Annotated in this window: 24 protein-coding genes; 4 read left to right on the top strand and 20 right to left on the bottom strand. The window is 66.1% G+C overall.

Annotation, left to right across the window (positions count from 1 at the left end):
• Window positions 1-82: 82 nt before the first annotated feature.
• From SLG_RS05740 to SLG_RS05720, 5 genes are all read right to left on the bottom strand, one after another.
• Window positions 83-484, bottom strand: a complete 402-nt coding sequence (locus SLG_RS05740; RefSeq protein ID WP_014075500.1) for a hypothetical protein — start codon at window positions 482-484, stop codon at window positions 83-85.
• A 420-nt stretch (window positions 485-904) separates the two neighbouring features.
• The gene (gene pnp, locus SLG_RS05735) at window positions 905-3247 is read right to left on the bottom strand and encodes a polyribonucleotide nucleotidyltransferase (RefSeq protein ID WP_014075498.1); all 2343 of its coding nucleotides are present in this window, start codon (window positions 3245-3247) and stop codon (window positions 905-907) included.
• A 256-nt stretch (window positions 3248-3503) separates the two neighbouring features.
• Entirely contained in the window at window positions 3504-3773 is a 270-nt protein-coding gene (gene rpsO, locus SLG_RS05730) for a 30S ribosomal protein S15 (protein WP_014075496.1), read from the bottom strand.
• A 17-nt stretch (window positions 3774-3790) separates the two neighbouring features.
• Window positions 3791-4738 (bottom strand): tRNA pseudouridine(55) synthase TruB, encoded by a 948-nt coding sequence (gene truB / locus SLG_RS05725; RefSeq protein WP_014075495.1) that lies wholly within the window; start codon window positions 4736-4738, stop codon window positions 3791-3793.
• 547 nt (window positions 4739-5285) lie between these two features.
• Complete coding sequence (locus tag SLG_RS05720; protein ID WP_014075494.1) at window positions 5286-5672, bottom strand: DUF6491 family protein; 387 nt, start codon at window positions 5670-5672, stop codon at window positions 5286-5288.
• A gap of 238 nt (window positions 5673-5910) precedes the next feature.
• Between SLG_RS05720 and SLG_RS05715 the strand changes: the two genes are divergently transcribed.
• Both SLG_RS05715 and SLG_RS05710 read left to right on the top strand, forming a co-directional pair.
• Window positions 5911-6894 carry an acyltransferase family protein gene (locus SLG_RS05715; RefSeq protein ID WP_014075493.1) on the top strand — a complete coding sequence of 328 codons (984 nt, stop codon included), beginning with the start codon at window positions 5911-5913 and terminating at the stop codon, window positions 6892-6894.
• Between the two features lie 13 nt (window positions 6895-6907).
• Window positions 6908-7477 (top strand): GNAT family N-acetyltransferase, encoded by a 570-nt coding sequence (locus tag SLG_RS05710; RefSeq protein WP_148276506.1) that lies wholly within the window; start codon window positions 6908-6910, stop codon window positions 7475-7477.
• A gap of 42 nt (window positions 7478-7519) precedes the next feature.
• Here the strand turns inward: SLG_RS05710 and SLG_RS05705 are convergent, their stop codons facing one another.
• From SLG_RS05705 to SLG_RS05660, 10 genes are all read right to left on the bottom strand, one after another.
• Window positions 7520-7909 carry a DUF6491 family protein gene (locus SLG_RS05705; RefSeq protein WP_014075491.1) on the bottom strand — a complete coding sequence of 130 codons (390 nt, stop codon included), beginning with the start codon at window positions 7907-7909 and terminating at the stop codon, window positions 7520-7522.
• Window positions 7910-8000: 91 nt separating this feature from the next.
• Window positions 8001-8579 carry a thymidine kinase gene (locus SLG_RS05700; protein ID WP_014075490.1) on the bottom strand — a complete coding sequence of 193 codons (579 nt, stop codon included), beginning with the start codon at window positions 8577-8579 and terminating at the stop codon, window positions 8001-8003.
• A 64-nt stretch (window positions 8580-8643) separates the two neighbouring features.
• Window positions 8644-9027 carry a 30S ribosome-binding factor RbfA gene (rbfA, locus tag SLG_RS05695; RefSeq protein WP_014075489.1) on the bottom strand — a complete coding sequence of 128 codons (384 nt, stop codon included), beginning with the start codon at window positions 9025-9027 and terminating at the stop codon, window positions 8644-8646.
• Between the two features lie 131 nt (window positions 9028-9158).
• On the bottom strand, window positions 9159-11744 hold the full coding sequence (infB, locus tag SLG_RS05690; RefSeq protein WP_014075488.1) for a translation initiation factor IF-2: 2586 nt from the start codon (window positions 11742-11744) through the stop codon (window positions 9159-9161).
• Window positions 11737-12480: a DUF448 domain-containing protein gene (locus tag SLG_RS05685; RefSeq protein WP_014075487.1), complete on the bottom strand. Its 744-nt coding sequence runs from the start codon at window positions 12478-12480 to the stop codon at window positions 11737-11739. Before SLG_RS05685 ends, infB begins: the two co-directional genes overlap by 8 nt.
• 138 nt (window positions 12481-12618) lie before the next feature.
• Window positions 12619-12849: a tautomerase family protein gene (locus tag SLG_RS05680; RefSeq protein ID WP_014075486.1), complete on the bottom strand. Its 231-nt coding sequence runs from the start codon at window positions 12847-12849 to the stop codon at window positions 12619-12621.
• Window positions 12849-14453, bottom strand: a complete 1605-nt coding sequence (gene nusA / locus SLG_RS05675) for a transcription termination factor NusA (protein ID WP_014075485.1) — start codon at window positions 14451-14453, stop codon at window positions 12849-12851. The genes SLG_RS05680 and nusA overlap by 1 nt, the downstream gene beginning before the upstream one ends.
• A gap of 4 nt (window positions 14454-14457) precedes the next feature.
• Window positions 14458-15024: a ribosome maturation protein RimP gene (gene rimP / locus SLG_RS05670; protein ID WP_014075484.1), complete on the bottom strand. Its 567-nt coding sequence runs from the start codon at window positions 15022-15024 to the stop codon at window positions 14458-14460.
• Between the two features lie 232 nt (window positions 15025-15256).
• A complete protein-coding gene (locus tag SLG_RS05665) occupies window positions 15257-16063 on the bottom strand; it encodes a TorF family putative porin (RefSeq protein ID WP_014075483.1) in 807 nt (268 codons plus the stop codon).
• Window positions 16064-16304: 241 nt separating this feature from the next.
• Window positions 16305-16574, bottom strand: coding sequence for a hypothetical protein (locus SLG_RS05660; RefSeq protein ID WP_014075482.1), 270 nt, complete (start codon window positions 16572-16574; stop codon window positions 16305-16307).
• Window positions 16575-16793: 219 nt separating this feature from the next.
• Here SLG_RS05660 and SLG_RS05655 point away from each other — a divergent pair, with 219 nt between their 5' ends.
• A complete protein-coding gene (locus SLG_RS05655; RefSeq protein ID WP_014075481.1) occupies window positions 16794-17960 on the top strand; it encodes a PQQ-dependent sugar dehydrogenase in 1167 nt (388 codons plus the stop codon).
• Window positions 17961-18155: 195 nt separating this feature from the next.
• Window positions 18156-18794, top strand: coding sequence for a glutathione S-transferase family protein (locus tag SLG_RS05650; RefSeq protein ID WP_041391758.1), 639 nt, complete (start codon window positions 18156-18158; stop codon window positions 18792-18794).
• 186 nt (window positions 18795-18980) lie between these two features.
• Here the strand turns inward: SLG_RS05650 and SLG_RS05645 are convergent, their stop codons facing one another.
• The 5 genes from SLG_RS05645 to SLG_RS05625 form a co-directional block, all read right to left on the bottom strand.
• Complete coding sequence (locus SLG_RS05645) at window positions 18981-19574, bottom strand: hypothetical protein (protein WP_014075478.1); 594 nt, start codon at window positions 19572-19574, stop codon at window positions 18981-18983.
• 133 nt (window positions 19575-19707) lie between these two features.
• Window positions 19708-20781: a phytase gene (locus tag SLG_RS05640; RefSeq protein WP_014075477.1), complete on the bottom strand. Its 1074-nt coding sequence runs from the start codon at window positions 20779-20781 to the stop codon at window positions 19708-19710.
• A 29-nt stretch (window positions 20782-20810) separates the two neighbouring features.
• On the bottom strand, window positions 20811-22220 hold the full coding sequence (locus SLG_RS05635) for a purple acid phosphatase family protein (RefSeq protein WP_014075476.1): 1410 nt from the start codon (window positions 22218-22220) through the stop codon (window positions 20811-20813).
• Between the two features lie 64 nt (window positions 22221-22284).
• Window positions 22285-25104, bottom strand: coding sequence for a TonB-dependent receptor (locus SLG_RS05630; protein WP_041391756.1), 2820 nt, complete (start codon window positions 25102-25104; stop codon window positions 22285-22287).
• A 144-nt stretch (window positions 25105-25248) separates the two neighbouring features.
• A complete protein-coding gene (locus tag SLG_RS05625) occupies window positions 25249-25839 on the bottom strand; it encodes a winged helix-turn-helix domain-containing protein (RefSeq protein ID WP_014075474.1) in 591 nt (196 codons plus the stop codon).
• Window positions 25840-25851 lie beyond the last annotated feature (12 nt).

The following is a 25851-nucleotide window of genomic DNA, read 5'->3' as shown; positions in this document are numbered from 1 at the left end:
GCGTCGGGAGCCGGGCCATTCTTCGTGTGGGATTTCCGAAGAAAGGCCGACTTCACCCCGGCGCGCTGACCCGCGAAGCTCATCAGATATCCGGGTAGTCGCTGATGAAGCTTCGCATCCGCGCGGACCCGAGGGGCGTTAGCCCGACTGTGCGCCGTTCCGGGTTTTCCCCGGTTCGGGCGACCAGTCCCGCAAGGATGAGGGAATCGACGACGCCACGTTCCTCGTCGTCGTTGAACAGATTGATGAGGGACAGATTCTCGGGCGTGAGTGTCACGCCCTTGAGCTCCGCCAGGAAGAGCGAGAGCATGGCGGCCATGGCCCGATCCGCCATGACCGGCCGAAGAAAATGGCGCTCACGGTGACGCAACAGGTCGTAAAGACGCTGGGCCTTCGCCGCCAGCGCGATGGCGGCAGGCGCCGTGCATTCGCGAGCAAGCTCGTCGCCGAGCGCGCGAACGCGTTCATTCGCTGCGAAAGTCAATTTCGATTTCCCGGATGAAAGATCATATTGGCCAAGAAGAAGGTCACGCGTCATCGCGCGCTACCCACTGCTCGCAGGCACGCCAATATAATCACCTGACCCGACCGTCATGTCCCGCAAATGCCCGACATATATGCGACCCCGTATAAGCTTCGAAGCCTTTGCGGCTTTCTCAAGCAATTTTGTTTTACCCGGACGATCTTCTTTTGCCTGCACGGAGGATGGCAAGTCAATCGAAAAGGGCGCGGAAACCGGCGGCGCGCGCCGGTTCTTTTCAAGACAGTCTGTGCCGGAATGAATCATTCGGGAGACGTGGCGCGATCCCCCCTGCCCGGCCGCATCATCCATCGCGTGAGCGCCGAAAAAGGAAAAGCCCCGCATCGCTGCGGGGCTTCCCTGTTCTGTCGATGAGCGAAGGGCTCAGTCGTCGTCGCGCTTGAGGAACGCGGGAGCGAACTCGGGCGCCGGGCCGTCATCGTCGTTGCGCTCGCGGCGCGGACCGCGCTCGCCGCGCTCTCCGCCCCGGTCGCCACGGTCACGGCGCGGGCCGCGATCACGGTCGCCGCCACGGCCGCCGCGATCACCCCGGTCGCCGCCTTCGCGACGCGGACCACGGTCGCCCCGGTCACCGCGCGGTTCGCGGGCAGGACGGGTGTCCTCCAGCTCCTCGCCCGTCTCCTGGTCGACGACGCGCATGGACAGGCGAACCTTGCCGCGCGGATCGATCTCGAGGACCTTGACCTTGACTTCCTGGCCTTCCTTCAGGACGTCCGCCACCTTCTCGACCCGCTCGTTGCGGATCTCGGAGACATGGACGAGACCGTCCTTGCCGCCCATGAAGTTCACGAACGCGCCGAAGTCGACCAGGTTGACGACCTTGCCGTTGTAGATCTTGCCGACTTCCGCTTCCTCGACGATGCCGAGGATCCAGGCCTTGGCCGCCTCGATCTGCGCGATATCGGACGAGCTGATCTTGATGACGCCCTCGTCGTCGATGTCGACCTTGGCGCCGGTCTCCGCGACGATCTCGCGAATGACCTTGCCGCCCGTGCCGATGACGTCGCGGATCTTGGACTTGTCGATCTGGATCGTCTCGATGCGCGGGGCATGGGCCGAGAGTTCCGAACGGGTGCTGTCCAGCGCCTTGTTCATCTCGCCCAGGATGTGCGCACGGCCGTCCTTGGCCTGGTGCAGCGCCGCCTCGAAGATCTCCTTGGTGATGCCGGCGACCTTGATGTCCATCTGCATCGTGGTGATGCCTTCGGAGGTGCCGGCGACCTTGAAGTCCATGTCGCCGAGATGATCCTCGTCGCCCAGGATGTCGCTAAGGACGGTGAAGTCCTCACCTTCTAGGATCAGGCCCATGGCGATGCCGGAGACCGGGCGCTTCAGGGGCACGCCGGCGTCCATCATCGAGAGCGAGCCGCCGCAGACGGTCGCCATCGAGGAGGAACCGTTGGACTCGGTGATGTCCGAGAGCACGCGGATCGTGTAGGGGAAGTCCTCCTTGGCGGGCAGCACCGGGTGCAGCGCGCGCCAGGCGAGCTTGCCGTGACCGACCTCGCGGCGACCCGGCGCGCCGAAGCGGCCCACTTCGCCGACCGAATAAGGCGGGAAGTTGTAGTGCAGCATGAAGCTCTCGTAGGAGAGCCCGGTCAGGCCGTCGATCATCTGCTCGGCATCCTTGGTGCCCAGCGTGGTGGTGCAGATGGCCTGCGTCTCACCGCGCGTGAACAGCGCCGAGCCGTGCGTGCGCGGCAGGAAGCCCACCATCGCCTCGATCGGGCGGATCTGCGTCGTGGTCCGACCGTCGATGCGCTGGCCTTCCTTGAGGATGGCGGTGCGCACGATGTCCGCCTCGATCTTCTTGACCAGCTTGATGCCGGCCATCACGCTCTGGGCGTCGAGACCCTGGGCCGCGAAATATTCCTTGGCCTTGTCCCGCGCGGAATTGAGGGCGTTGGAGCGCTCGGACTTGTTGGTCAGCTTGTAGGCTGCCGCGATGTCCGCGCCGATCAGATCCTTGAGCTTCGCCTTGAGCTCGGCATTGCCGTCGCCCAGGTTCAGTTCCCAAGGCTCCTTGGCGGCCTTCTCGGCAAGCTGGATGATCGCGCCGATGACCTTGCGGCTCTCTTCATGCGCGAACATGACGGCGCCGAGCATGACCTCTTCGGAAAGCTCCTTGGCCTCGGACTCGACCATCATCACCGCAGCGTCGGTCGCGGCGACGACGAGGTCCAGCTCGCCGCTCTTCACCTCATCGAGGCTGGGATTGAGCTGATATTCGCCATCCTTGTAGCCGACGCGGACCGCGCCGATCGGGCCCATGAACGGCACGCCCGAGATGGTGAGCGCGGCCGACGCGGCGATCATCGCCAGAATGTCGGGCTCGGTCTCGCCGTCGAACGAGAGGACCTGCGCGATCACGTTGATTTCGTTATAGAAACCTTCCGGGAACAGCGGGCGCACGGGGCGGTCGATGAGACGGGAGACGAGCGTCTCCTTCTCGGTCGCGCCGCGCTCGCGCTTGAAGAAGCCGCCCGGGATGCGCCCGGCAGCCGAGAATTTCTCCTGATAATGGACGGTGAGCGGGAAGAAGTCCTGCCCGTCCTTCACGGATTTGGCGGCCGTGACAGCGCACAGCACGACAGTTTCGCCATAGGTCGCGAGCACCGCGCCATCGGCCTGACGGGCAACGCGCCCCGTTTCGAGCTTGAGGGTTTTTCCGCCCCACTCGATTTCGACAGTCTTTACATTGAACATTGGGTTTCCTTCCGTCCGCCGGCCCTATTGCGCGGCGGGGCTTGCTTTCGGGGCTGTCCGGCCCCTGCGGTTCGGGACGTTCGTTCGTCCCCGGGAGGTTGGCCGGATTGCCGCCCTCTCCTTGTCGCTCCCGCGAAGGCGGGAGCATCGTTGCGGCATCCGATGCGCTCTTGCGCCCGTCGCTTGCCGCAGCCCCCCGCTCTCGCGGGGATGGCGCCATATGCAAACGGCCCGCCGAAGCGGGCCGCGCTCTTGATTACTTGCGAAGACCGAGCTTCGCGATGAGGGCCGTATAACGCCCCCCGTCCTTCTTCTTCAGATAGTCGAGGAGCGAGCGGCGCTTGTTGACCAGCATCAGCAGGCCCCGACGGCTGTGATTGTCCTTGTGGTGAGCCTTGAAGTGCTCGGTGAGGTTGGAAATGCGCTCCGTGAGGATCGCAACCTGAACCTCCGGCGAACCGGTGTCGCCCTCATGCTGGGCGTTGTCCTTGATCAGCGCTTCCTTGCGCTCGGCCGTAATCGACATCGTCCATTCCTTTCGTTCTAGAGATTGAAGCCCCGCACGACCCGGATGTCCGGCCCCAAAGCCTCCACCAGCGCCACGGGCGTTTCGCCCTCGGTCGCCAGCATGAGCCCCTGCGTGCGAGGATCCCCGGCGAGCGTCCGGCCCTGTCTGAGGGCCATGGCCTGCTCGGAGGTGACGGGAAGAGCCGGGATGTCGTCCAGCCCTGCCGTCAATGGCAGCATATGCTGCGCAATGGCGCGCGCCTTAGCAGCATCGTTCAGAATGTCCAGCGAAATCGCCTGATCCAGCCCGAACGGCCCTGCCTTGCGCCGCCGCAACATGGTCACATGACCCACGGTGCCGAGCGCCTGCGCGATGTCGCGGGCAAGGCTGCGGATATAAGTGCCTTTCGATACATGGGCGGTGAGCGTGACCGACGCAAGCCCCCCGTCCGGCGCGCCCTCGGCCGCCTCTTCCGGCACGGCATCGGCAAGCGTGAGGCCATGCACCGTCACGGCGCGCAGCTTCATCTCCACCTCCTCGCCGGCGCGCGCCAGATCATAGGCCCGCCGCCCCTCGATCTTGATCGCACTGTAGGCGGGCGGGGCCTGCTCGATCGGCCCGGTAAAGCGCGGCAGCACGGCCTCGACCTGCGCGCGCGTGGGCCGCTGCGCACTGGTCTCGATCACCGCGCCTTCCAGATCGAGCGTGTCGGTCTGCGCGCCGAAGCGCACGGTGAAATCATAGATCTTGTCGCTGTCCAGCATCCGCCCGGCGAGCTTGGTCGCTTCGCCGATGGCCACGGGCAGCACACCTTCCGCCAGCGGATCGAGCGTTCCGCCATGGCCGATCTTCCCCCGCGGCAGCCCCGCCTCGCGCAGCATCCGCTTGACCGCGCTCACTGCCTGGGTGGACCCCATGCCGACGGGCTTGTCCAGGATGAGCCAGCCATGGAGCGGCGCGGGGTCGGAAGCAGGAGCGATCATGGGGCCCCATAGCCCGCCCTGCCCCTCCTGTCAGTGCCGATATCGGTCGCGTTGCGAGGCGGCCGGGGCAAATGCCCGAACTTTGAGGGAACCAGAAGCGTGCTTTTCGGTCCTTTCCTTTGTCATCCCGGACTCGATCCGGGATCCCCGCTACCATGAGCCTCGCCGAGTTCGGACGGCTTGAGAAACCGGAAGAAGCGGGATCCCGGAGCAAGTCCGGGATGACATCGTGAATGACGAGACAGGGCGCGCCGCCAACGCCTCGGAATTCATCCACGCGGCCGAGCCAGCGCCATGGCTGAATTATCGGGAGGCGCGCACCCTGCCCCATTCCTCGTCATTCCGGCGCACGCCGGAATCCAGTCGCCCTCGCGACGCAGAACCAAGGCGGATGGCAAAGTCTTCCCGGTTCGGGTTCGCTTGCAGCGCGGGAATGAGGGCGGGAAGAAAGGACGGATGACACGGTCGTGCGGTCGCCTTTGTCATCCTTCACGCCCCCGCCCATGTCGGACGGGCATCGTCGCGCCGCCCGCCCCCTCCACCGGGCCTATTCCTTCCCGTCCGACGCCTTCTTGCCGGACGCCTTCGCGGGCGGCCCGTCGACCTGCTCGAAGGACTGGAACGGATAGCGCTGTCCATGAACGATGACCGCGCCCCACTTGTCGAGCGTGCCGAGCGGACGGGAGTCGATGCCGATCCGCGTCGCGAACGGCAGGTCGGTCGAAGGCGCGAACAGGACGGCGCGATACCAGCGGCGCCCATTGTCCTGGAAATAGATCGTCTGGTTGCCCTCGGCGACCCAGTTGCGCACGCCATTGATGTTGGCGAACGGGATGGACGCGCTGCGCGCGGGCGCGGGGCTGGTGGTGGCGAACGCCGGGGATGCCGTCAGTGCCAGCGCGGCAAGCGGCGCGAGAAACTGAGCGAACTTCATGGCCTTTCTCCTGTGCCGGGATCAGCTTTCCGATCCGGGACCAGCGAGATCAGGCGCGGGACCCCGCGCCGCAAGGGCCAGCGACACTTTGGGAAGCGTACGCGACATCTTGCGACGTTTCTGTACGGGGGATGACCAGCGCGGCGCGATGCGGCTTTTCGGCCAATCCGGGAAAGGGGCTTGCCAAGCCGCTGCCCCCTCGTCCAAGCCCCGGAAAACACGGGGAACAGGGCTCGCCATGGACCAGAAGCGGGATATCGCGCTCGACTGCACGAAAGGGATCGCCATTCTCGCGGTGGTGCTGTTCCATGTCACGCGCGGCTATTCCTCGGCGGGGTTGCTGACCGAGACCGTCCCGCTGCGCTTCGCCGACACGCTGGCTTATGGCTTCCATGTGCAGAGCTTCTTCCTGATCGCGGGCTATCTCTCCTTCCCGCGCGCGGACGGATGGCGCTTCCAGTTGCGGCGGCAGGTCTCGCTCTATCATGCCTATCTGCTCTGGTCGGTGGTGAGCTGGCTGCTTTCCGCCGCTTTTGCCGGGCAAGTGAACAGCGCCATGGACTGGCAGGCGCTGATGCGGATCCCGGTCGAGCCCATCCAGCATTTCTGGTTCCTGCTCGCGCTGATGGCGGGCACTGCGCTCATCGGCCTGCTGCGGACGCCGGCCCTGCTGCTGGGCGCGACGGCCTTGTGCCTCGGCCTCCACGGCACTGGCTTCGGCGGCTATTTCCTCTCTTATTTCCCCTTCATCTTCATCGGCGCCTGGCTGCGACAGAGCGGCCAGCACCCGCCGGCGAACCTGATCGCGGGCGCGCTCTGCCTGCTCGCCATCGGCCTTGGCGCGTGGACCGCGACGATAAACGGACGGCAACTCGGCTATGCCAGCGCTTTTCCGCTGATGCTGGCGGGATGCTATGCGGCCTATGTCGGCGGCAGCCTCGCCGCGCGCTCGGCCAGCGCGGGGGCTCTGCTGGCAATGCTCGGGCGGCACAGCCTCCCGATCTATCTGCTTCATGTGATCGCGGGCGCTGGCACGCGCATCCTGCTCGGCCATGCCGCGCCCGGCCTGCCGGTGCCTATCGCCGTGACGATCAGCCTTGCCGCTGCCATCGGCCTGCCATTGCTCGCCGATCTGGTGGCGCGCCGGCTCGGGCTGGCTGGTCTGGCCGGCTTCGCGCCTCTGCCCCTGTTCCGCGCGCCCCCGCGCCCTGCCCTGGCCTGAACGGGCGATGATGATGACGACGAACCCTCTCCCCCTGCGCGACCGGCTGCTGGTGCCGCTCCATGCCGGCGCGGTCACGCTCACGCCGCTGACACCGGCCCATCGCGATGCGCTGCGCGCCGCCTGCGCCGCCGACAGCGAGATCTGGCAGATCTACCCGACCAATTATGCCCCCGCCGCGTTCGATACGAGCTTTGACGCGCTGATGGCCAATCGCAGCCGCCTGCCCTTCGCGGTGTTCCGGGAGGAGAGCCTCGTCGGCATGACGGCCTATCTGCGCATCGAGGAAAGCGCGCAGACGCTCGAGATCGGCAACAGCTACATCATGCCCGAGGAGCGCGGCACCGGCCTCAACGGCACGATGAAGCGGCTGATGATCGACCATGCCTTTGCCAGCGGGATCCGGCGCATCGAGTTCCGGATCGACGCGCGCAACACCCGCAGCCAGGGCGCGGTACGCAAGATCGGCGCGCAGCCGGAAGGCGTGCTGCGGGCAGAACGCATCACATGGACCGGCCATGTGCGCGACACGATGCTGTTCTCGCTGCTGCGGGAAGACTGGGAGAGCGCGCCGGGCCGTTGAGGGCGCGGGCGGTTCACGCCCCACCCGAAGGCGAGCGGCGGACTATTTCTTGCGGGGCGGCGGGGGCGAGCTCGCCACCAGCGAGGCCAGCGGATAGCGATTGCCCGCAATCACCAGCGTGCCGAACCTGTCGAGCCGGTCTGCGCCCTTTGTCTCGAAACCGATGGCCGTCGCGAACGCAAGGTCCGGCGATGGCGCTGCCAGCGTGGCGAGATACCATTTGCCGCCGCTGTCCTGAATATAGAGCTTGTCGTCGCCGACCGCCTGCCAGTCGCGCACGCCGCCATGGTTGATGAAGGGAATGGAGACTTCCGCGCTCTTCGCGCTCTCTTCCGAGGCAGCCACCTGCGCGAGGCCCTGCACGCCGCCGCTCGCCACGAAACCGAGCGTCGCAAGGGCGAAGGCAAAGCTGTATCGATTGGTCAGGGCCATTCCCGCTCTCCTCTTCCTGCCACGGTGCGCATCTTCAGCGGCCACTCATGCCATGCGCCGCCTGAAGCAACCATGAACCGCACGGGCGCGCTCATCCGCCAAGCCGCGCCATGAAATGCTTGCGGCACAGCGCGAGATAGCGCTCATTGCCGCCGATCGCCGTCTGCGCGCCTTCGCTCACCGGCTGGCCCGCCGCGTCGATCCGCAGGTTCATCGTCGCCTTCGCGCCGCACTCGCAGACCGCCTTGAGCTCCACCAGCGTGTCCGCAAGGCCGAGCAAGGCGGCAGACCCCTCGAACAATTCGCCCTGGAAATCGGTGCGCAGGCCATAGCACAGCACCGGCACGCCCAGCTCATCGCACACCCGCGCAAGGGCCAGCACTTGCCCGCGCGTCAGGAACTGCGCTTCATCGACGAGGACGCAGGCGAGCGGACCTTCCGCCATCCGCGCGGAAATCTCCGCCAGAAGATCGGTCCCGACATCAAAGATGCGCGCCCGCTCGGCCAGCCCGATCCGCGAGGTGATCCAGCCCGCCCGATCCCGCGTGTCGACCTTCGCGGTCCACAGCATCGTGGCCATGCCCCGCTCGCGATAATTGAAATCGGCCTGCAGCAGCGTGGTCGATTTGCCGGCATTCATCGAGGCGTAGTAAAAGTAGAGCTTGGCCATGACTGCCCGCTATATCCGCGCATGCGCACGACGCCAGCGCAATCCCGCGTGCTTGCCCTGCGGCTCAGTCCTCGTCGAGATCGCGCGCCACGGCGGGGGAGCGCAGGATGGCGTCGATGTGACTGCCTTCCTCGAAGCTCTCGTCGCTGAGGAATTTCAGCTTCGCGGCGAATTTGGTCTTCACGCGCTTGGCGACTTCCCGCTGGAAAAAGGCGGTGTTGGTGCGCAGCGCCTTCAGCACCACCGCCTCGTCCCGGCCCAGCAGCGGCTTCACGAACACGGTGGCATGGCGCAGGTCCGGCGACATGCGCACTTCCGTCACGCTCACCACATGGCTCGCGAGCACATCGTCATGCACGTCGCCACGCTGGAGGATATCCGCCAGCACATGACGCACCTGTTCGCCCACCCGCAGCAGACGGACGGAGGGTTCACCCGAACCGCTCATCGCATAGACTCCCTCAAGGCGCGACCGCGCCGGACGACTTCAACCCGCGACGGCGAAGCGCCGCATGCACCTGCCCGGGGACAGGCGGGCGCGAATCGCGCTGCCCGTCCCCACTGGCCGGAGCGACAAGCTCAGAGGACGCGCGCGCGCTCCTCGACCTCGAACAGCTCCAGCATGTCGCCGGCCTTGATGTCGTTCGTATCGTGCAGCACCGCGCCGCACTCCATGCCCGCGCGCACTTCCGACACATCGTCCTTGAACCGGCGGAGCGACGCGATGGTCGTCGCCGAGACGATGACATCGTCGCGCGTGAGGCGGGCATTGATGCCCTTGCGGATGACGCCGTCCAGAACGAGCAGACCGGCTGCCTTGTCCTTCTTGCCGGCCGGGAAGACCTGCAGGACCTCGGCCTTGCCGATGACCGTCTCGATGCGCTCCGGCGCGAGCTGGCCGGACATCTCGCTCTTCACTTCCTCGATGAGGTCGTAAATCACGTCATAATAACGCAGCGACACCTTGTCCCGCTCGGCGAGCGTGCGCGCCTTGGCATTGGGGCGGACGTTGAAGCCGATCAGTGGCGCTCTGGAGGCCGCCGCGAGCGTCACGTCGCTTTCCGTGATCGCGCCGACGCCCGAATGCAGGACGCGCACCTTGATCTCGTCCGTCGACGCGCGGTTGAGCGCGCTGATGATCGCCTCGACCGTGCCCTGCACGTCACCCTTCACCACCACGGGATATTCGATGACCTGCGTGTTGAGCGCCGAGAACATATGCTCGAAGCTGGTCGGCGCCGCCGTCGTGCGCTTGCGCAGGGCAAGCTCCTGACGATAGGCCGCCACTTCGCGAGCACGTGCCTCGTTCTCCACGACGGAGAGCTGGTCGCCCGCCATCGGGACGCCGGAGAGGCCCAGCACCTCGACAGGACTCGACGGCCCGGCTTCCTTCACCTGCTGGCCCTTGTCGTTCACCATCGCGCGGACCTTGCCGCTCTGCTCGCCGACGACGAAGATGTCGCCGACCTTGAGCGTGCCGCGGCCGACGAGGATCGTCGCGACCGGGCCGCGGCCCTTGTCGAGCTGCGCCTCGACGACCGTGCCCTCGGCGGGCCGGTCCGGGTTGGCCTTGAGCTCGAGCAGCTCGGCCTGCAGCATGATCTTGTCGATCAGGTCATCGAGGCCGGTCTTCTTGAGCGCGGAGACTTCCACGTCCTGCGTGTCGCCGCCCATTTCCTCGACGATGACTTCATGCTCCAGCAGGCGTTCGCGAATGCGCTGCGGATTGGCATCGTGCTTGTCGACCTTGTTGATCGCGACGATCATCGGCACGCCGGCCGCCTTGGTGTGGTTGATCGCCTCGATGGTCTGCGGCATCAGCCCGTCATCGGCCGCGACGACCAGGATGACGATATCCGTCACATTGGCACCGCGCGCGCGCATTTCCGTGAACGCCTCGTGGCCGGGCGTATCCAGGAAGGTGATGATGTCGCCGCCCTTGGTCTTCACCTGATAGGCGCCGATATGCTGCGTGATGCCGCCGGCTTCGCCAGCGACCACATCCGTGCCGCGCAGCGCATCGAGCAGGCTGGTCTTGCCGTGGTCGACATGGCCCATGATCGTGACCACGGGCGGACGCGGCTGGAGCGTCTCGGGCGCATCGATGTCGCCTGCCGTATCGATCTCGATATCGGAGTCGGACACGCGCTGGATGCGGTGGCCGAATTCCTCGACCAGCAGTTCGGCGGTGTCCTGATCGATGGTCTGGTTGACCGTGACCATCATGCCCAGCTTGAACAGGGACTTGACGAGGTCCGCGCCCTTCTCGGCCATGCGGTTCGCCAGTTCCTGCACGGTGATCGCCTCGGGGACGATCACGTCGCGGCTCTGCTTCTCGCGCGGCTGGGAATTGCCGGGCGTGTGGGCGCGGCGTTCCTTCTCGCGGGCACGGCGGAGCGCGGCCAGGCTGCGGGCCCGCGCGCTGTCGTCATCGGCCAGTGCGCGATTGACAGTGAGCTTGCCGGCCTGACGACGATCGTCGCCACGCTTGTTGCGGTCCTGCTTGGGCGGCTCGGGGCGCTTGGGCGCGGCCACGGGCGTGAAACGCCGCGCGGCGGGGCGCTCTTCCTGCTGCGCCGTGCCACTCGCGGCGGGCGCTTGCTGGTCGGGCGCGGAAGCCGCAGCCGGTGTCGTCGCCGCTGCCGGCGCCTCGGCGGGCGTCGCCGGCGTCTCGGGCTCGGCCGCCTTGCTCTCGGCAGCCGCCTGGCGCGCACGCTCGGCTTCTTCCTCGGCGCGGCGATTTTCCTCGGCGCGGCGCTTCTCTTCCTCGCTGGCGGCCAGTCGCTCGGCTTCCTCGCGGCGACGCGCTTCCTCAAGCGCGGTCATGCGCGCTTCCTCGGCCTCGCGGAGCAGCTTGGCCTGCATCTCCTGACGGGTGAGCAGGCTGTCGGTGCTGGACTGCCGCGGCGGCGGCGGCGCGGCGGGACGGGGTGCCTGCGGGCGGGGCGGCGGCGGGGGTGCCGCAGCCGGCTCGGGCGCAGGCGCAGGGCGCGCGCCTTCGGCCTCACCGGGCTTGCCGATGACGCGACGGCGCTTCACCTCGACCACGACCGTGTTCTTGCGGCCATGGCTGAAGCTCTGCTGAACCTGACCGGCCTCGACCGTCCGCTTCAGCCCAAGCGGCTTGCGGCCCAAGGTCGGCTTGTCTTCCCTATTGTCACTCATCGACGCAATCTAACCCTTCATTGTCCGTCCGGCCCGGCGCAGCGGCGCCGTCCGCATCGTTCGTCTTCACACCGCTCTGCGGCCCATGATCCATATGAGCGCGGTCAGCCGAACCGGAGTCCGGCGCCGCGTTAGCGTATCCCAGATAGCTTTGCCAGCGGCCGAGCAGGCCGCCGATACGATCTGCTGCGGTCGCGTTCGTCACTGCGACATGTACGACATTGTGACGCCCCAATGCCATAGATAGGGCCTCGCGGTCCACCGGCAAGCGCTCTCCACCGAAAAGCTCGCCTTCCCGCTCCTCGCCCACGCGCCAGGCCTGGTCCAGCTTGCGCGCGCCATCGCCGCCCGCATCGGCGGCATGGAACAGCATCCGCACCTGCCCGCGCCGCGCTGCGACGTCGATCTTCTCGAAGCCGGTCAACAGGTTGGAGGCCCGCGCCTCCAACCCCAGCCGTGCGAGAAGCTCCGCGCGCAGGGCATCGTCGATCCGCGCCGGCAGGTCCTCCGGGATCTCCAGCGCCGCGCCCTTGAAGGCGCGGGCCAGCGCACCGCGCAGCCGCCCCTTGGCCATGGCCTCTTCCAGTTGCGTGCGAGTCACGCCGATCCACGCACCGCGCCCGGGGGCACGGGCGCGCACGTCCGGCAGCACGAATCCGTCCGGCGAGATCGCCAGCCGGATCAGCAGGGCGGGATCGGCATGATCGCCCGAGAGAATGCAACGCCGCTCGCTCATGCGCGCACCTCCCCGGCTTCAGCCGGCCGGGCAGCGACATGCGAGGCGGCGCCAGCCCGGAGACTCGCGGGCGACGCGGAGTCGCGCACGCACATGGCGCGCGCGGAAACCCTGGCACTGATTGGGAGAGCTAGCCTCTCATTGGGAGGGAACCGCAGCACTGGCGTCCTCCCTTCGCGGTGTCGTCCGCTCGGAGATCAGCGCACCGGCATAGCCCCAGTCATCCGCCGACACTTCCTGAATGACGACGAAGACCTGCTCGGGCCGCTTGCCGAGACGGTCGACGAGCGAGCGCGTCACATCCGCGACGAGCCCGGCCTTCTGCTCCCGGCTGATGCCTTCGATGACTTCGATCTTCACATAGGGCATCAGTCACCCCCTGTCTGATCGGCGCTTTCCTCGGCGGCGGGCTCTTCATCGGTGAACCAGTGCGCGCGCGCGGCCATGATGATCTCGTTGCCCTGCTCTTCGGACAGGCCATATTCGGCGAGGACGCCGCCCTTGTCATCGTTGTTGTCGCGGCGCCGGCGCGGATCGACGCGCTTCTTGGTCACGAGCTCGTCGGTCGCCAGGTCGGCGAGATCGTCGAGCGTCTTGATCCCGGCCTTGCCGAGCGTCACCAGCATGGCCTCGGTGAGGTGCGGGATCTCGGCCAGCGCATCTTCCACGCCAAGCGCGCGACGCTCCTCGCGGGCAGCGGCTTCACGGCGCTCGAGCGCTTCCTGCGCGCGGCTCTGCAGCTCTTCGGCCAGCTCGTCGTCGAAGCCCTCGATCGAGGCCAGCTCGTCGAGGCCGACATAAGCGACTTCCTCCAGCTCGGTGAAGCCTTCCGCCACCAGCAGCTGGGAGAGCGTCTCGTCCACGTCCAGCTCGTTCTGGAACATCTCGGACCGCTGGATGAACTCGCGCTGGCGCTTCTCGCTCGCGTCCGCCTCGGTCATGATGTCGATCGCCTTGGCGGTGAGCTGGCTGGCGAGACGGACATTCTGGCCGCGACGGCCGATGGCGAGGCTGAGCTGATCGTCCGGCACCACGACCTCGATCCGCTCCTCGTCCTCGTCGATGACGACGCGGCTGACGGTGGCGGGCTGCAGCGCATTGACGACGAAGGTCGCCGTGTCCTCGCTCCAGGGGATGATGTCGATCTTCTCGCCCTGCATTTCCTGCACGACGGCCTGCACGCGGCTGCCCTTCATGCCGACGCAGGCGCCGACCGGATCGATGGAGCCATCATGGCTGATGACGCCGATCTTGGCGCGCGAACCCGGATCGCGGGCGGCGGCCTTGATCTCGATGATGCCGTCGTAGATTTCCGGCACTTCCTGCGCGAACAGCTTCTTCATGAAGTCCGGATGCGCGCGGCTGAGGAAGATCTGCGGCCCGCGATTCTCGCGGCGGACGCTGAGGATCAGCGCACGCACGCGATCGCCGACGCGGACGACTTCGCGCGGGATCTGCTGGTCGCGGCGGATGACGCCCTCGGCACGGCCGAGATTGACCACCACATGACCGAACTCGACGGACTTGACGACGCCGGTGATGATCTCGCCGGCGCGGTCCTTGAACTCGTTATACTGGCGCTCGCGCTCGGCATCGCGGACCTTCTGGAAGATCACCTGCTTGGCGCTCTGCGCGTCGATGCGGCCCAGGTCCACCGGCGGCAGCGGATCGACGATGAAGTCACCCACCACGGCGCCCGGCTGCAGCTTCTGCGCGGCCTTGAGATCGACCTGCTTGAAATAGTCGTCCACAGCCTCGACCACCTCGACGACGCGCCACAGGCGCAGGTCGCCGGTCTCGGGATCGAGCTTGGCACGGATGTCGTTCTCCGCGCCGTAGCGTGCCCGCGCCGAGCGCTGGATCGCGTCCTCCATGGCCTCGATAACGATCGCCTTGTCGATCATCTTCTCGCTCGCCACGGAATTGGCGATGGCGATCAGTTCGGCCTTGTTGGCGGAGATAACGTTGGCCATGGGGTCAGTCTTCCTGTTCCTGGGTAACGATGTCGTCCGCCCCCTCGGTCGAGAGCGGCACAGTAGCAGAAATCAGCGCGTCCGTCAGTATCAGCTTGGCGCTCGCGATGATGGAAAAGGGGATGGCGATGCGCCCGGACTTGGGGTCGTCGAACAGGACGGTTTCCCCGTCCACGCCCGCGATCACGGCCTTCACCTGCTTGCGCCCGCCCTCGATCGGCTCGACGAAATGAGCGCGCGCCTCATGGCCCGCCCAGTCGACATAATCCTTCAGCCGCGTGAGCGGCCGGTCGATGCCCGGCGAGCTGACTTCCAGCCGATAGGCGCCGTCGATCGGGTCGCGCCCTTCTTCTTCCAGCGCGTCCAGCCGGTCCGAGACGCGGCGGGAAAGATCAGCGCAATCATCGATGGTGAGCTGGCGCGTGTCCGGCCGCTCGGCCATGATCTGGAGCGTGCGATCGTCTCCTTGACCGAACAGCAGCACGCGCACGAGATCGAAGCCGAGGGCCTTCGCCTCCGGCTCCACGATCTGCGCGATCTGCGCTTCGACAGTCTGGTCGACGTCCGACATTCATGCTCCGCTGCCCACGATCGGGCGAAAAAACCAAGCAGCTTCGTCGCCGGTTCCTCGCGGAGCCGGCCCCAACCTCTTGACGATGTCAGGAAAGCAGAGCGCATATAGGCGGAGTCGCCCCGGAAGGCAAGCCGTCGCGTCGCTGGCGAAGCCTTTTGCGGCGCCGGGGCATAAGGGCTCCGGCCGGGAACAGGAGCGCGGCAGGCCAGCCGCCGCGCTCCGTTGTTTTTCAGAAGGATACGCTGATCGAGCCGATCACCTTGCCGGCGGCGATGTTCGTGCCGTCACGCGAGTTCGCGAAGCCGGGGAGGATATACTGCCGGTCCGAATTGGTGATGCTGGTATCGATATAGGCGATGCCCACCGTCACCGGGCCCAGCGCCACGTCCGCGCCGAGCATCCAGTCCCAATAGGTGCCGGTCGGCGCGATGCTCGTGCCGTTCGGGCCAAGGCCGGGATTGCCGTCCGAATAGCCGAGATGCGCCTTGAGCGTCAGCGGCGTCTGCGGGATGCCGGCCGAGACGTCGCCCCACAGATAGAGATTGTCCTCCTTGTCGCCGACGACGCTCTGCGGCGTGTTCGACCAGTTGCCGAGCGCTTCCTGGGCAGGCGCATAAGCCACGCCCACCAGACCGGAGACCGGGCCGAGATCGCCGCTCACTTTCACATAGCCTTCAAAGAAGTCGGTGGTGTCAGCGCCGCTGGGATACATGAACCAGGTGCCGCCGACGTCGATGGTCGCGGCACCGACGGGGAAAGCGTAGCCGGCATAGATGTCCAGCTCCATGCTGGACCCGCCGAACGTGCCCCAGCCCGCCAGGTTCGAACCCCAGGTGCCGATATAGGCGCCGCTGGCGTGAGACACGGTGAAGCCACCCTGAATGGCCATGCCTTCGTCTGTCTGCGAAACGCCCCGGAACCGGTAATCGCTCACCAGCGCGACGGAACCCGAAACCGAAACCTCCGGCTCTTCCTGCGCATAAGCGGGCGACATGCTCGTCGCGACGAACGCTACGGCGAACATATATTTTTTCATGGAACAAACCCCTTTGAAAGATGTGTCTGTTCCATCCTGCGCCCTGCAGGCTTCGCATCTCGGACGCTACGGAAAGCGGGCCGGTGCTCCGTCACTGCAGAGAACCTGAAAATTAGATCGGCGACCTGTCCGATAGTTTGCCAGATCGTGACAAAATATTGCCGGCGCCATCGGGCCGGGCACTGATGCAATCATGCACCAGTCGGTTTTCGCCGGCCGGATGCGACCGGCCGGGCGATGGTCAGAGGCTGTCCCGGCTCGCTGCGTCCTGGGCGGCCTGCGCCTTCTTCAGCCGCGCCGCAGCCTTGCACATCAGCGCCTTGGTGGCATCGGGATGGCATTTCGCGACTGCAGACCCATCGCTGTCGCGCGACGGACGCTCGGCCGATGCCTTGGCGGGGAAGGAGACCTTGTCGCGCGTCGAAGAGATGGGCTGCGCGGAGAGGGCCGCGGGAACGAGAGACGCGGGCGCGATGGCGAGCAGCGCGACGTGCCAGAACCTGAAAACCATGCATACCTCCGGGAAAATTAATCCCCTGCGAGTGCCCTTTGTTTGTTTCCCGATCCCCGCGGCTGTGTGACAAATCATTTCCCCCGGCTGTTTTGGGCAACGCGGCCGGCAAAGTGCCAGCTCAGCCAAGCCGAAATTCCGGCTCGCACCCTACCCTGCCGACGGCTTTGCGATTATGTCCGGGCCAACAAGAACGCGATCGCTCGGAGACCAGATGCCATGAATGCCCGCAAGACCGTCGGCCTCGCCTGCACTTTCTCGCTCATGCTGCTTGCCTGCTCGGGCGTCTCCACCCCCGGCGACGCGCAGACGAACGCCATGCCGTCCGGCGACGGGGCAGCCGGGAAGGAGACCGAGCAGCCCTTCGCCGTCACGGAGATCGGCACGTTCGATTCGCCCTGGTCGATGGCGTTCCTGCCGGACGGCAAGATCCTGGTGACGGAGAAGCAGGGGGCGATCATACTGTTCGATCCGGCGAGCGGCGCCAAGCGGACGCTGTCCGGCACGCCCCCGGTGGTCAGCGCCGGTCAGGGCGCGATGATGGACATCGTGCTGGCCCCCGACTTCGCGACCAGCCGCAAGATCTACTTCAGCTATTCCGAGCCAGGCGAAGGCAAGACCAACGGCGCCGCGCTCGCCACCGCGACGCTGGACGAGGCCGGGGCCGCGCTGAACGACATGAAAGTGATCTTCCGCGCCGAGCCCTTTATCGAGAGCGGCGCCCACTGGTCCGGCCGCATCGCCTTCTCGCCGGACCGGAAACATCTGTTCTTCACCAATGGCGAGCGCGCCAAGTTCGATCCCTCGCAGGACCCCAAGTCCACGCTCGGCAAGGTGCTGCGCCTCAATCTGGACGGAACGCCGGCGGCCGGCAACCCGCTGGCGGACAAGGGCTTCCATCCCGCGATCTGGTCCTACGGCCAGCGCAACCTCACCGGCATCGCTTTCGATCGCGACGGGCGGCTCTGGGAAGTCGAGATGGGCCCGCTCGGCGGCGACGAGCTCAATCTGGTGAAGCCGGGCGCCAACTATGGCTGGCCGGTCCGCTCTTACGGCGACCATTATGACAAGCGCCCGATCCCCGATCACAGCGAGGATGACGGCTTCGTGAAGCCCAGGCTCTACTGGAACCCGTCGCTCGCGCCGGCGTCCATGGCCTATTATGACGCGGACCTGTTCCCCGCCTGGAAGAACTCGCTGTTCATCACGGGCCTCTCCGGCATGGCGCTGGCCCGCATCTCGCTCGATGGCGAGAAGGCGACCAAGGCCGATCACTGGAAGATGGGCATGCGCCTGCGCAATGTGCGCGTGGGGCCGGACGGCGCTCTGTGGCTGCTGCAGGACGGCCCCAACGGCAAGATGCTCAAGCTGACGCCCAAAGGCTGAGGGCGCGTGGACAGATTCCCAAGTCGATAAAGACGCCCGCTATCTGGACATTTCAAGCGCGTATCAGACCTTCCGGATGCGACAACATCGCGAACATCCAGTCCAATTTAATGATCACCCGGAACCTGACACTCGGTTTCGCACTTCTCTAGATTTCGACGGCACGGAATCTTGCTGGGGTGGGAGACGCAAGCGATGACGAAGGAACCTGTCACTATCTGGACCCTCGATTGGGTTCCTGAAATGCCGCGAGGTTTCGTGCGCGATATCCGGTTACGCTGGGCTTGCGAGGAGGCCGGTATTCCCTACCGTATCGACACTATCGCGTTTGATGACCGCGAGACCAACCACCTCGACCGTCAGCCCTTTGGTCAGGTGCCCATGCTCGAAGATGGCAATGTTCGTCTTTTCGAAAGCGGAGCAAGCCTTCTGCACCTTGGTCACAAAAGCGAAAACCTGATCCCCTTTGATGAGCGGGGGCGCGCTGAAGTCCTTCAATGGACTTTTGCTGCCCTGAATTCATTAGAGATAGTCACGATGCCCTGGATCGTACTGCAGTGGTCGAAGAAGGACGTCCTGGAAATAACGCAATGGATGTCTAAGCGGCTCGACCAAATGGAAGCGGTGCTATCTGATCACGAATGGTTGGTAGGTGATCGCTTCACACTCGCCGACCTCATAATGGCCGATGTACTGCGCGTCGAACTCGTACGCAGTTTCGGTGAAAGAACCGCAAGCGAGTCCTATATCGAGCGGGTCACATCCCGCCCTGCCTTTCAAAAGGCATTGTCCGACCAATGCTCGCATTTCGAAACTGCGGATAAATTGCGCTAAACAATAGTGGGAGTTGCATACGAACCGCTCGGTACGTCTACGACCAAGTGTTTCGTATAGCCCGATCACATGGCACTTCTTCTACGTCTGGGGCCTGGTCGACAGAACGGTGCGCTAGAACATGGCAGTCCGCTCACCACGCCATTACTGCCGCATTTCGGGCCGATCGACATCAGCCCCGGCGGTCTATTCCGCACCCCAGGGCGGCGGCGGCGGCGCGACCGGCCGGGTGAGGTCGAACTCGACCCGGAAATGCCGCCCGGGACGGCGCAATTCATAAACGAAGCGCTGCCCGGGCACGATCTCCATTGCCCAGACATTGGTGGCGGAGCGGGGAATGTCCTGAGCGATGAACATGGCGCGCGAATAGGCGTCGGCGGGGAACTCCTGCCTTTCCGCCGTGCCCGGGGCCACCGTGTCCCCGCCATATTGCGTGAGCTTGTCCTCGCTGCCGTCCTCATGGCGATGATCGTGCTTGAGCCGCAGCCCGGCGGGCGTCCGGCTCACCACCCAGGTCCGTGAGCGGTCCTCGCCCACATGGAACGGCACGCGCACCTCGTCCGCCGTGCATGAGCGCACATGCATGACCAGCCTGCTGCCCGCCATGTCCGCGTCCGCCGCATCGCTGCTCGTCACTTTGCCCTCATAGGCATGGCCGCACAGCGCCGCGAGGGACGCGAGGAAGCGGTCCTGCGCCGGCGCCGGGGTCTGCGCGGCGGCCTGCACGCACAGCGTGGCGGCAAGCGGGAGAGTAGCGAGGCAGCGGAGCGATCTGGACATCGGCCCATCCTAGCAGGCGGCAGGGCCCGCGCAATCGCGTTCCCTCCGGCGATGGATGAGGCTTCCGGGGCCCCCAGGCGGCGCGCGCAACTGGCCCGGGGAATGCCGTGCCGAGGCCGGTCTGTCGGCGCGTCTATTCCAGCCCCAGCGCGGCCGCGATGTCAGCCCAGGCCACCAGCTTGAAATTCTGGGCCTGCGCGCCATTCTGGCCATCCTGCGCGATGAACAGCCCGCCGGGAAATTCCGGGCCGAAATCGCCCGCCATGAACTCGATGCCGTCCGTTTCCTGCGCGCCGCCCACCGTGCCGTCCACGATCCGGAAGCGGCCGACATAGCGCTCGTCCGGCAGGCTGTAGAGCGTGTAGGCATTGTCGCCCTGGCTGGAGACGATGACATAGCCGCCCTCCTCCCCCTCCGGCACCAGCGCGACGCCTTCCGCGTCGGCCACGATCTGCCGGCCATCTGCCGCCGCGACTTTCACTGGCTCCACGGGCGCCGTGGGGGACGCGCCGAAGCGCCAGAGCCCCACATCCTCCTCCGCGACGTAGAGCCGGCCCGTGCGGTCATCGACCGCGCAACCTTCCGCCTGAGTGCCGAGCTTCATCGTGCGCACGATCCGCCCCGTGGGCGCCGCACCGGCGGCATCGATCAGCAGCTGATTGATCGTGCCGTCCTTGAGCACGATGAAAGCGGAAAGGCCGGCAGCATCGCGCCCGAGGCAGATGCCATAGGCTTCCCCGGCGCCGCCATCGAGCGTGCCGAGCGCGACCAGCTTCGCCGCGGCGGTATCGAGCCGGAACAGCGCCAGCTTCGCCTGCGCCGGGTCGTTGCGGTCGCTCGCCACCACCAGCACGCCGGGCGCGCCGCCGATCATGACGCCGTCCTTGAGGTCGACATTGTTGACGCGCCCCGCATCGAGAAAGTCGCGGCGCTTGCCATCCAGCCCATAGACATAGAGGCCGGCCTTCTTGTCCGTCCCGACGATGAGGCTGGCGGCCGGATCGGCGGCATTGCGCCAGATGGCCGGATCGTCCGCCGCATCGGCATTCGCGGTGCCGACCGGCTCGGTCTCGCCGCGCGCCGTGACGGAAGCGGCGGGCAGCGCATTGGCGATGCGCTCGGCCAACGGCATTTCCCGCTCCGCGCAGGCGGAAAGCGCCAGCAGCGATACCAGCAGCGCCCCGCCGATCCCGGCCCCGTATCTCATGCGCGCAGCCCGTCCCATGTCATGGTCCTTCATTTGGATCTGGCCACGCAGGCCCCGCCATCCGGCCCGACATTGCCGGTGCAGGTGCGCCGCGCGATCGTCGGCTCGTCGGTCTCGACCAGATGGTTGCCATCGGCCCGGCGCTCCAGATCGAACCCGTCGTAGAGCTTGCCCGAGGCCGTGAAGGTGCGGAACTTGAGGCGATCGCCCGCCACATCCACGATCTGGTAGAGCTCTGTCGCCTCGGCCACCTTGTCCGGCTGCGTCGATGCCCGGTCATTGAGGCCGTACATTTTCGAGCCCGTCACCGAGACCAGATAGACCGGCCCCTGCACCGCGCCGCCCGCGCGTGCCGCGATGCCCGCCGCGCTCCCGGCCTCGTTCGTCAGCCGACTGTAGCAATGGTCATGGCCCTGCAGGACCAGATCCACCTTGCGGGCATCGAACACCGGCTTCCAGGCGGCCTTGATCTGCGCCGTGTCGTTCGGCCGCGCGCAGGTGAACACCGGCTGGTGGAACAGCACCACGTTCCAGCGCGCCTTGCTGCTCGCGAGCGTCTCGTCCAGCCAGCGCGTCTGCGCCGCCATCGTCCCCAGGTCGATCGCCGAGGTGCCATCCAGCACGATGAAGCGCACGCCCTGATAATCGATGAAATAGGTGGTCGCCTTCACGTCCGCCGCGCCATTGTCCGGCAGCGCGAACTGCACCGGCCAATAGGGACCGAGCGCGCGGCTTTCCTTGCCGTCGGCAGCCGGGACGTCGACATATTCGTGATTGCCGGTGGCCGGCACCTGCGGGACGATGGCATAATTATAGCCACCCGCCTGGTTCCACTCGCCCCACTCGTCGTCATGATCGAGGTCGTCGCGCTGGGCGACGAGATCGCCGGCATGAAGCACCAGCGCGATGCCGCCATTCGCATGGAAGCCCTGCCGGATGACGCGCGAGGCATAAGTGAGGATGCCGTTCTGGATATCGCCCAGATACATGAAGCGAAAAGGCCGGGGCTCCTGCGCGGCGGTGTGGAACTGCAGCCACTCGCTCCAGCCCGCGCTGCCCTTCACCCGATAGGCATAAGCGGTGTCCGGCGTCAGTCCGGTGAAGCGCAGCTGGTGATAAAGCGCGGGGCCATTGCTGCTCTCGATCCGGCGGCTGGTGCCGGTCAGGCGCACGGCCTTTTCCTCCAGCGTCGGGCCATCCAAGGCGGGCCCGATCTCGGCCTCGGCCGTGCGCTGGAGCAGGTCCGTGCGGAAAGCGACCGCCATTTCCCGGCTGGGGTCCGCTCCCGGCGTCAGAACGATGCGGTCCGGCAGGGTGCGCGGCGCATAGGGCGTGCCGGCGGACCGGGGAAGCGGCGCCTGGGCCTGCGCCGCGAAGGATGCGCCCAGCAGCAGCGCCGGCAGAAACGCCCGCCTGAACGAAAGACCGGATCGTGACATCGGCATCCTCCCAAAATGAACTGCCGGCCGCGCAAGGGACGCGGCCGGCCAGTCGCTCGCGCGATCAGAAGCTGGCGGTAAGGCCGAACTTGGCAGTCCAGTTATACGCCTCATATTGCAGGACGCGCTTGGCATTGCCGTAATTCTGATAGGCGAAGTAAGGCGCGTCGGTCACGTTGATCCATTCCGCGAACAGGCGGACATTCTTCGTGAGCCGATACTTGGCGGAAAGGTCGAGCTGGAAATGCTCGTCGACATAGCGGTCCTGCTCCGCCTCGCCGCCCAGCTCGTCCAGATATTTGTCGCGATAGGTGCCCGCCGCACGCAGCGAGAGCGGCCCCTTCTCGTAGCCGAGCACGATGTTGAAGGTGTTCTGTGCCGAGGCAGCGAGCGGAATGTTGCGCGGATCGGCGATGTCGCCATCGGTCAGCACCGTGCCGGTCGCGTCGGTATAGGTGTAATTGAGGTTGAGCAGCAGGCCGTCGAACGGCGCAGGCAGGAAAGTGAAGAGCTGGTTGTAGGAGAGCTCCACGCCCTTCACCTTGGCGGTATCGCCATTGATGTAGGTCGTCAGCTCCGTATAGGCCACGCCATCGATGGTCCCCGGCGTGGTGATGCGCTGCTCCACCACGAAATTGTCGATCGACTTCCAGAAGAAGCCGCCGGTGAGCGCTGCATTCTTGCTGAAATACCATTCCGCCGAGGCATCGATATTCCATGCGCGATAGGGCGCCAGATCGGGATTGCCCACGGTCACTTCGCGATCCTCATTGATCTCCATGCGGGGCGCGAGGTTGGAGAGCTTGGGGCGCACGAGGCTCTTGTAGCCGCCCAGGCGCAGCACCAGTCCGTCGGAGGGCTCGTACCGCAGCGCCAGGCTGGGCAGCCAGTCGGTATAGCTGCGCTCGAACCGGTTGGGCGTGACGAAGACCGTGTCTTCCTCGACTTCCACGCCCTCATATTCGTCGCCTTCCGCCACGATCTGCGTGCGCTTGGCGCGGATGTCGTTCCAGGTGCGCTCCATGCGCACGCCGCCGATCACCCGCACCTTCTCGCTGTCCCACCGGCCCAGAAGATAAGCGGCGAGGACGTCTTCCTTCACCGAATAATCGGACGCGTTCGAGGCGACGTCGGTATCGACCTGGTTCAGCTCGAAGTTCGCGCGGTTGCGGTTGAAGAAATCGGTCGGGCCGGTGTGGCTGGGGAGCGGCCCCAGATCAGCGATGCGATAGCTCTGCCGCCCCAGCACGTCCGCCAGCGTATAGTCGCCGTCATAATCATCATAGACGTCCGACTGGAGGCCGTAGGACTTCTCGCGCCAGCGCGCCTTGATGCCGCCCTGCACCGTGAACGAGCCGGCGGCCGAGGCGAACACGCGCGAAAGATCGCCCTTCAGCATATATTCGCGGTCCTTCGAGTCCGAGAGCACCGTGTGCTCCAGCTCGTTGAAGCCATATTCCTCCGGATCGTTGAAGAGGTCCGTGTCCCCGGTGATCGTGAACAGCGGGCGACGCGGATTGGAATAATCGAAGTCCACGCCCACCCCGTCGCCGTCGAAGCGCGCGCGGAAGCGTGTCGGATCGACGGAGCCGTTCTCCCGCTCCGATGCTTCCGACCAGGACCCCGCATAGACCGCCTTCCACGGGCCGGCCTCGGTCTCGCCGCCGATGGTCAGCGACTTGATGCGCTGCTTCTCGAAGCGATCCTTCATCCGGCGGCGGACCTCGATGCGCCCGTCCTCGTCCGAGAAGGAAGCGCTCGTCGCGGTGCCGGCGCGCGGCTCCTCGTCCATGATGAGGATGATGTCGCCGCGATATTCCTGATCCGAGAACTCGCTGTAGAGACCCCGCGCGTAAAGCTTGGTGCTGTCGCTCACGCGCCAGTCCAGGTTCAGCGAGCCGCCGATGCGCTCGCGCTCCACGTCATAATCGCGATACTGGACTTCCTCGGCATAATAGACGCCGGCATCGGACTCGGTCCAGTCCGCGGCCTCGATATTGTCCGTCTCGAACTTGCGCTTGTAGTAGCTGAAGCCGCCGGCGATGCCGAAATTGTCGCCGAGGCGCTTGGAGAAATCGAAGCTGCCCTTGGGCGTCAGCGCATTGGCATAATCATTGTAGCTGCCTTCCAGCTTCACCGAGAAGAGGTCCTTCTTGCGGTCGAACGCGCTGGTCGTGTTGATCTCGATGGACGCGCCGATGGTGTCGGCATCCATGTCCGGCGTCAGGGTCTTCTTGACCTCGATCGATTCGATCAGCTCGCTCGGGATGACGTCCAGTGCCACCGAGCGCACGTCGCTCTCCGGCGCAGGGACGCGCGTGCCGTTGATCGACGCGGCGTTGAGCTCCGGATCGAGCCCGCGCACCGAGACGAACCGCCCCTCGCCCTGATCGTTCAGGATATTGAGGCCCGGCAGGCGACGCAGCGATTCCGCCACATTCTGGTCCGGGAACTGGCCGATCGAATCGCGCGTCAGCACATTCTCGACGCCATCGGCGGCGCGCTGGCGCGAAAGCGAACTGGAAAGATTGGCCGCCTGACCCACCACGAGGATGTCGTCCGGGCCATAGCCGCTCAGGCCGAAGTTGAGCGTCACGCGCCCCTGCGCCGGCACCGTCACCGTCTCGCTCTTCGTCTCCGCGCCGACATAGCTGACCTGCACCGTGTAGGTGCCGGCGGGCAGATCGGGAATGAGGAAGCTGCCGTCGCGCGCGGTCTCCACCGTCCGGTTGATCTCGGCGATCACGACGCGCGCCGACTGCAGCGCCCGCGTGCCCGATACATCCAGCACCTGCCCGGCCAGTTCGCCCGCGCGTGCCACGGTGGTGGTGGAAGCCGCGGCCAGCAGGCCCGCCGCCAGTTTCATTGCAACCCGAGTCTTCATGATAATCTGCCCCCTGGATTTTCTTCTCGGGAGCGCCGTTAGGAGGGCTTCTTTACACTCTCGCGCCATTTTCGTGACGGAACGGTGACAGTGACTTGTGGACTGCTCGCCGGAGCTGGGCGCCAGCTGCGCGCCCGGCGCGGATCAGGCGGCCGGCCGTCGCGCCGCGAGCAACTGGCTGAGCGACACCAGCCCGTCCGGCCGCAGCCTGTAGCTGCGCGAGACCGTTTCGATCACGGCGGGAGAAATGCCCTGCCGCGCCAGCGCGCTGCGAAGGCGGCAGACATAGACCTTGACGACGCTCGTGGAGCTCGACCGCGTTCCCGCGGCGGCGCCAAGCTCCCGGACCGGCACGGAGCGCCCCGGCTCCTCCATCAGCCGGAGCAGCACGCGCGCGCAGGCAAGGCCGACGGGCGGCAGGCATTCGCAGATCCGCTCGGGCACATGGCCGTGCCACAGCACATCCTGCCACGCGCCACTCGGCCGGGGCGGGATGGCAGGCGGCAGGCCGGCGGGCGGTGCTGCGCCCGCCGCCTCCTGCTGCCGCTTGAGGAATGTCGAGAAGGATTCCAGCGGGGCCGTCGCCGCGAAGGCATCCAGGGCGAAAGGCGAGATCGCATAGCGGGTCTGCTCGAGGAGACAGCGGGCAGTGGTCACCGCCTCCGCCGCGCAACGCAGCAGCTCGGCGAGCTGATGATAGCGCAGTTCTTCCTCCAGCGGCGTTTCCTCGCTCATGGTCCGCCTCCC

It is taken from the genome of Sphingobium sp. SYK-6, assembly GCF_000283515.1.
Lineage (GTDB): Bacteria > Pseudomonadota > Alphaproteobacteria > Sphingomonadales > Sphingomonadaceae > Sphingobium > Sphingobium lignivorans.
This window is presented reverse-complemented; position numbering and strand designations above follow the sequence as displayed.

Bases quoted from the DNA above. Each gene is read 5' to 3' on its own strand.
- SLG_RS05685 (WP_014075487.1), bottom strand. From the start codon at position 12,480: ATGAGCGAGCGGCGTTGCATTCTCTCGGGCGATCATGCCGATCCCGCC.
- SLG_RS05720 (WP_014075494.1), bottom strand. From the start codon at position 5,672: ATGAAGTTCGCTCAGTTTCTCGCGCCGCTTGCCGCGCTGGCACTGACG.
- SLG_RS05665 (WP_014075483.1), bottom strand. From the start codon at position 16,063: ATGAAAAAATATATGTTCGCCGTAGCGTTCGTCGCGACGAGCATGTCG.
- rimP (WP_014075484.1), bottom strand. From the start codon at position 15,024: ATGTCGGACGTCGACCAGACTGTCGAAGCGCAGATCGCGCAGATCGTG.
- SLG_RS05635 (WP_014075476.1), bottom strand. From the start codon at position 22,220: ATGTCACGATCCGGTCTTTCGTTCAGGCGGGCGTTTCTGCCGGCGCTG.
- SLG_RS05680 (WP_014075486.1), bottom strand. From the start codon at position 12,849: ATGCCCTATGTGAAGATCGAAGTCATCGAAGGCATCAGCCGGGAGCAG.
- rbfA (WP_014075489.1), bottom strand. From the start codon at position 9,027: ATGAGCGGTTCGGGTGAACCCTCCGTCCGTCTGCTGCGGGTGGGCGAA.
- SLG_RS05630 (WP_041391756.1), bottom strand. From the start codon at position 25,104: ATGAAGACTCGGGTTGCAATGAAACTGGCGGCGGGCCTGCTGGCCGCG.
- pnp (WP_014075498.1), bottom strand. From the start codon at position 3,247: ATGTTCAATGTAAAGACTGTCGAAATCGAGTGGGGCGGAAAAACCCTC.
- SLG_RS05625 (WP_014075474.1), bottom strand. From the start codon at position 25,839: ATGAGCGAGGAAACGCCGCTGGAGGAAGAACTGCGCTATCATCAGCTC.
- SLG_RS05660 (WP_014075482.1), bottom strand. From the start codon at position 16,574: ATGGTTTTCAGGTTCTGGCACGTCGCGCTGCTCGCCATCGCGCCCGCG.
- SLG_RS05645 (WP_014075478.1), bottom strand. From the start codon at position 19,574: ATGTCCAGATCGCTCCGCTGCCTCGCTACTCTCCCGCTTGCCGCCACG.
- truB (WP_014075495.1), bottom strand. From the start codon at position 4,738: ATGATCGCTCCTGCTTCCGACCCCGCGCCGCTCCATGGCTGGCTCATC.
- rpsO (WP_014075496.1), bottom strand. From the start codon at position 3,773: ATGTCGATTACGGCCGAGCGCAAGGAAGCGCTGATCAAGGACAACGCC.
- SLG_RS05650 (WP_041391758.1), top strand. From the start codon at position 18,156: ATGACGAAGGAACCTGTCACTATCTGGACCCTCGATTGGGTTCCTGAA.
- SLG_RS05710 (WP_148276506.1), top strand. From the start codon at position 6,908: ATGACGACGAACCCTCTCCCCCTGCGCGACCGGCTGCTGGTGCCGCTC.
- infB (WP_014075488.1), bottom strand. From the start codon at position 11,744: ATGAGTGACAATAGGGAAGACAAGCCGACCTTGGGCCGCAAGCCGCTT.
- SLG_RS05700 (WP_014075490.1), bottom strand. From the start codon at position 8,579: ATGGCCAAGCTCTACTTTTACTACGCCTCGATGAATGCCGGCAAATCG.
- SLG_RS05715 (WP_014075493.1), top strand. From the start codon at position 5,911: ATGGACCAGAAGCGGGATATCGCGCTCGACTGCACGAAAGGGATCGCC.
- SLG_RS05705 (WP_014075491.1), bottom strand. From the start codon at position 7,909: ATGGCCCTGACCAATCGATACAGCTTTGCCTTCGCCCTTGCGACGCTC.
- SLG_RS05655 (WP_014075481.1), top strand. From the start codon at position 16,794: ATGAATGCCCGCAAGACCGTCGGCCTCGCCTGCACTTTCTCGCTCATG.
- SLG_RS05640 (WP_014075477.1), bottom strand. From the start codon at position 20,781: ATGAGATACGGGGCCGGGATCGGCGGGGCGCTGCTGGTATCGCTGCTG.
- nusA (WP_014075485.1), bottom strand. From the start codon at position 14,453: ATGGCCAACGTTATCTCCGCCAACAAGGCCGAACTGATCGCCATCGCC.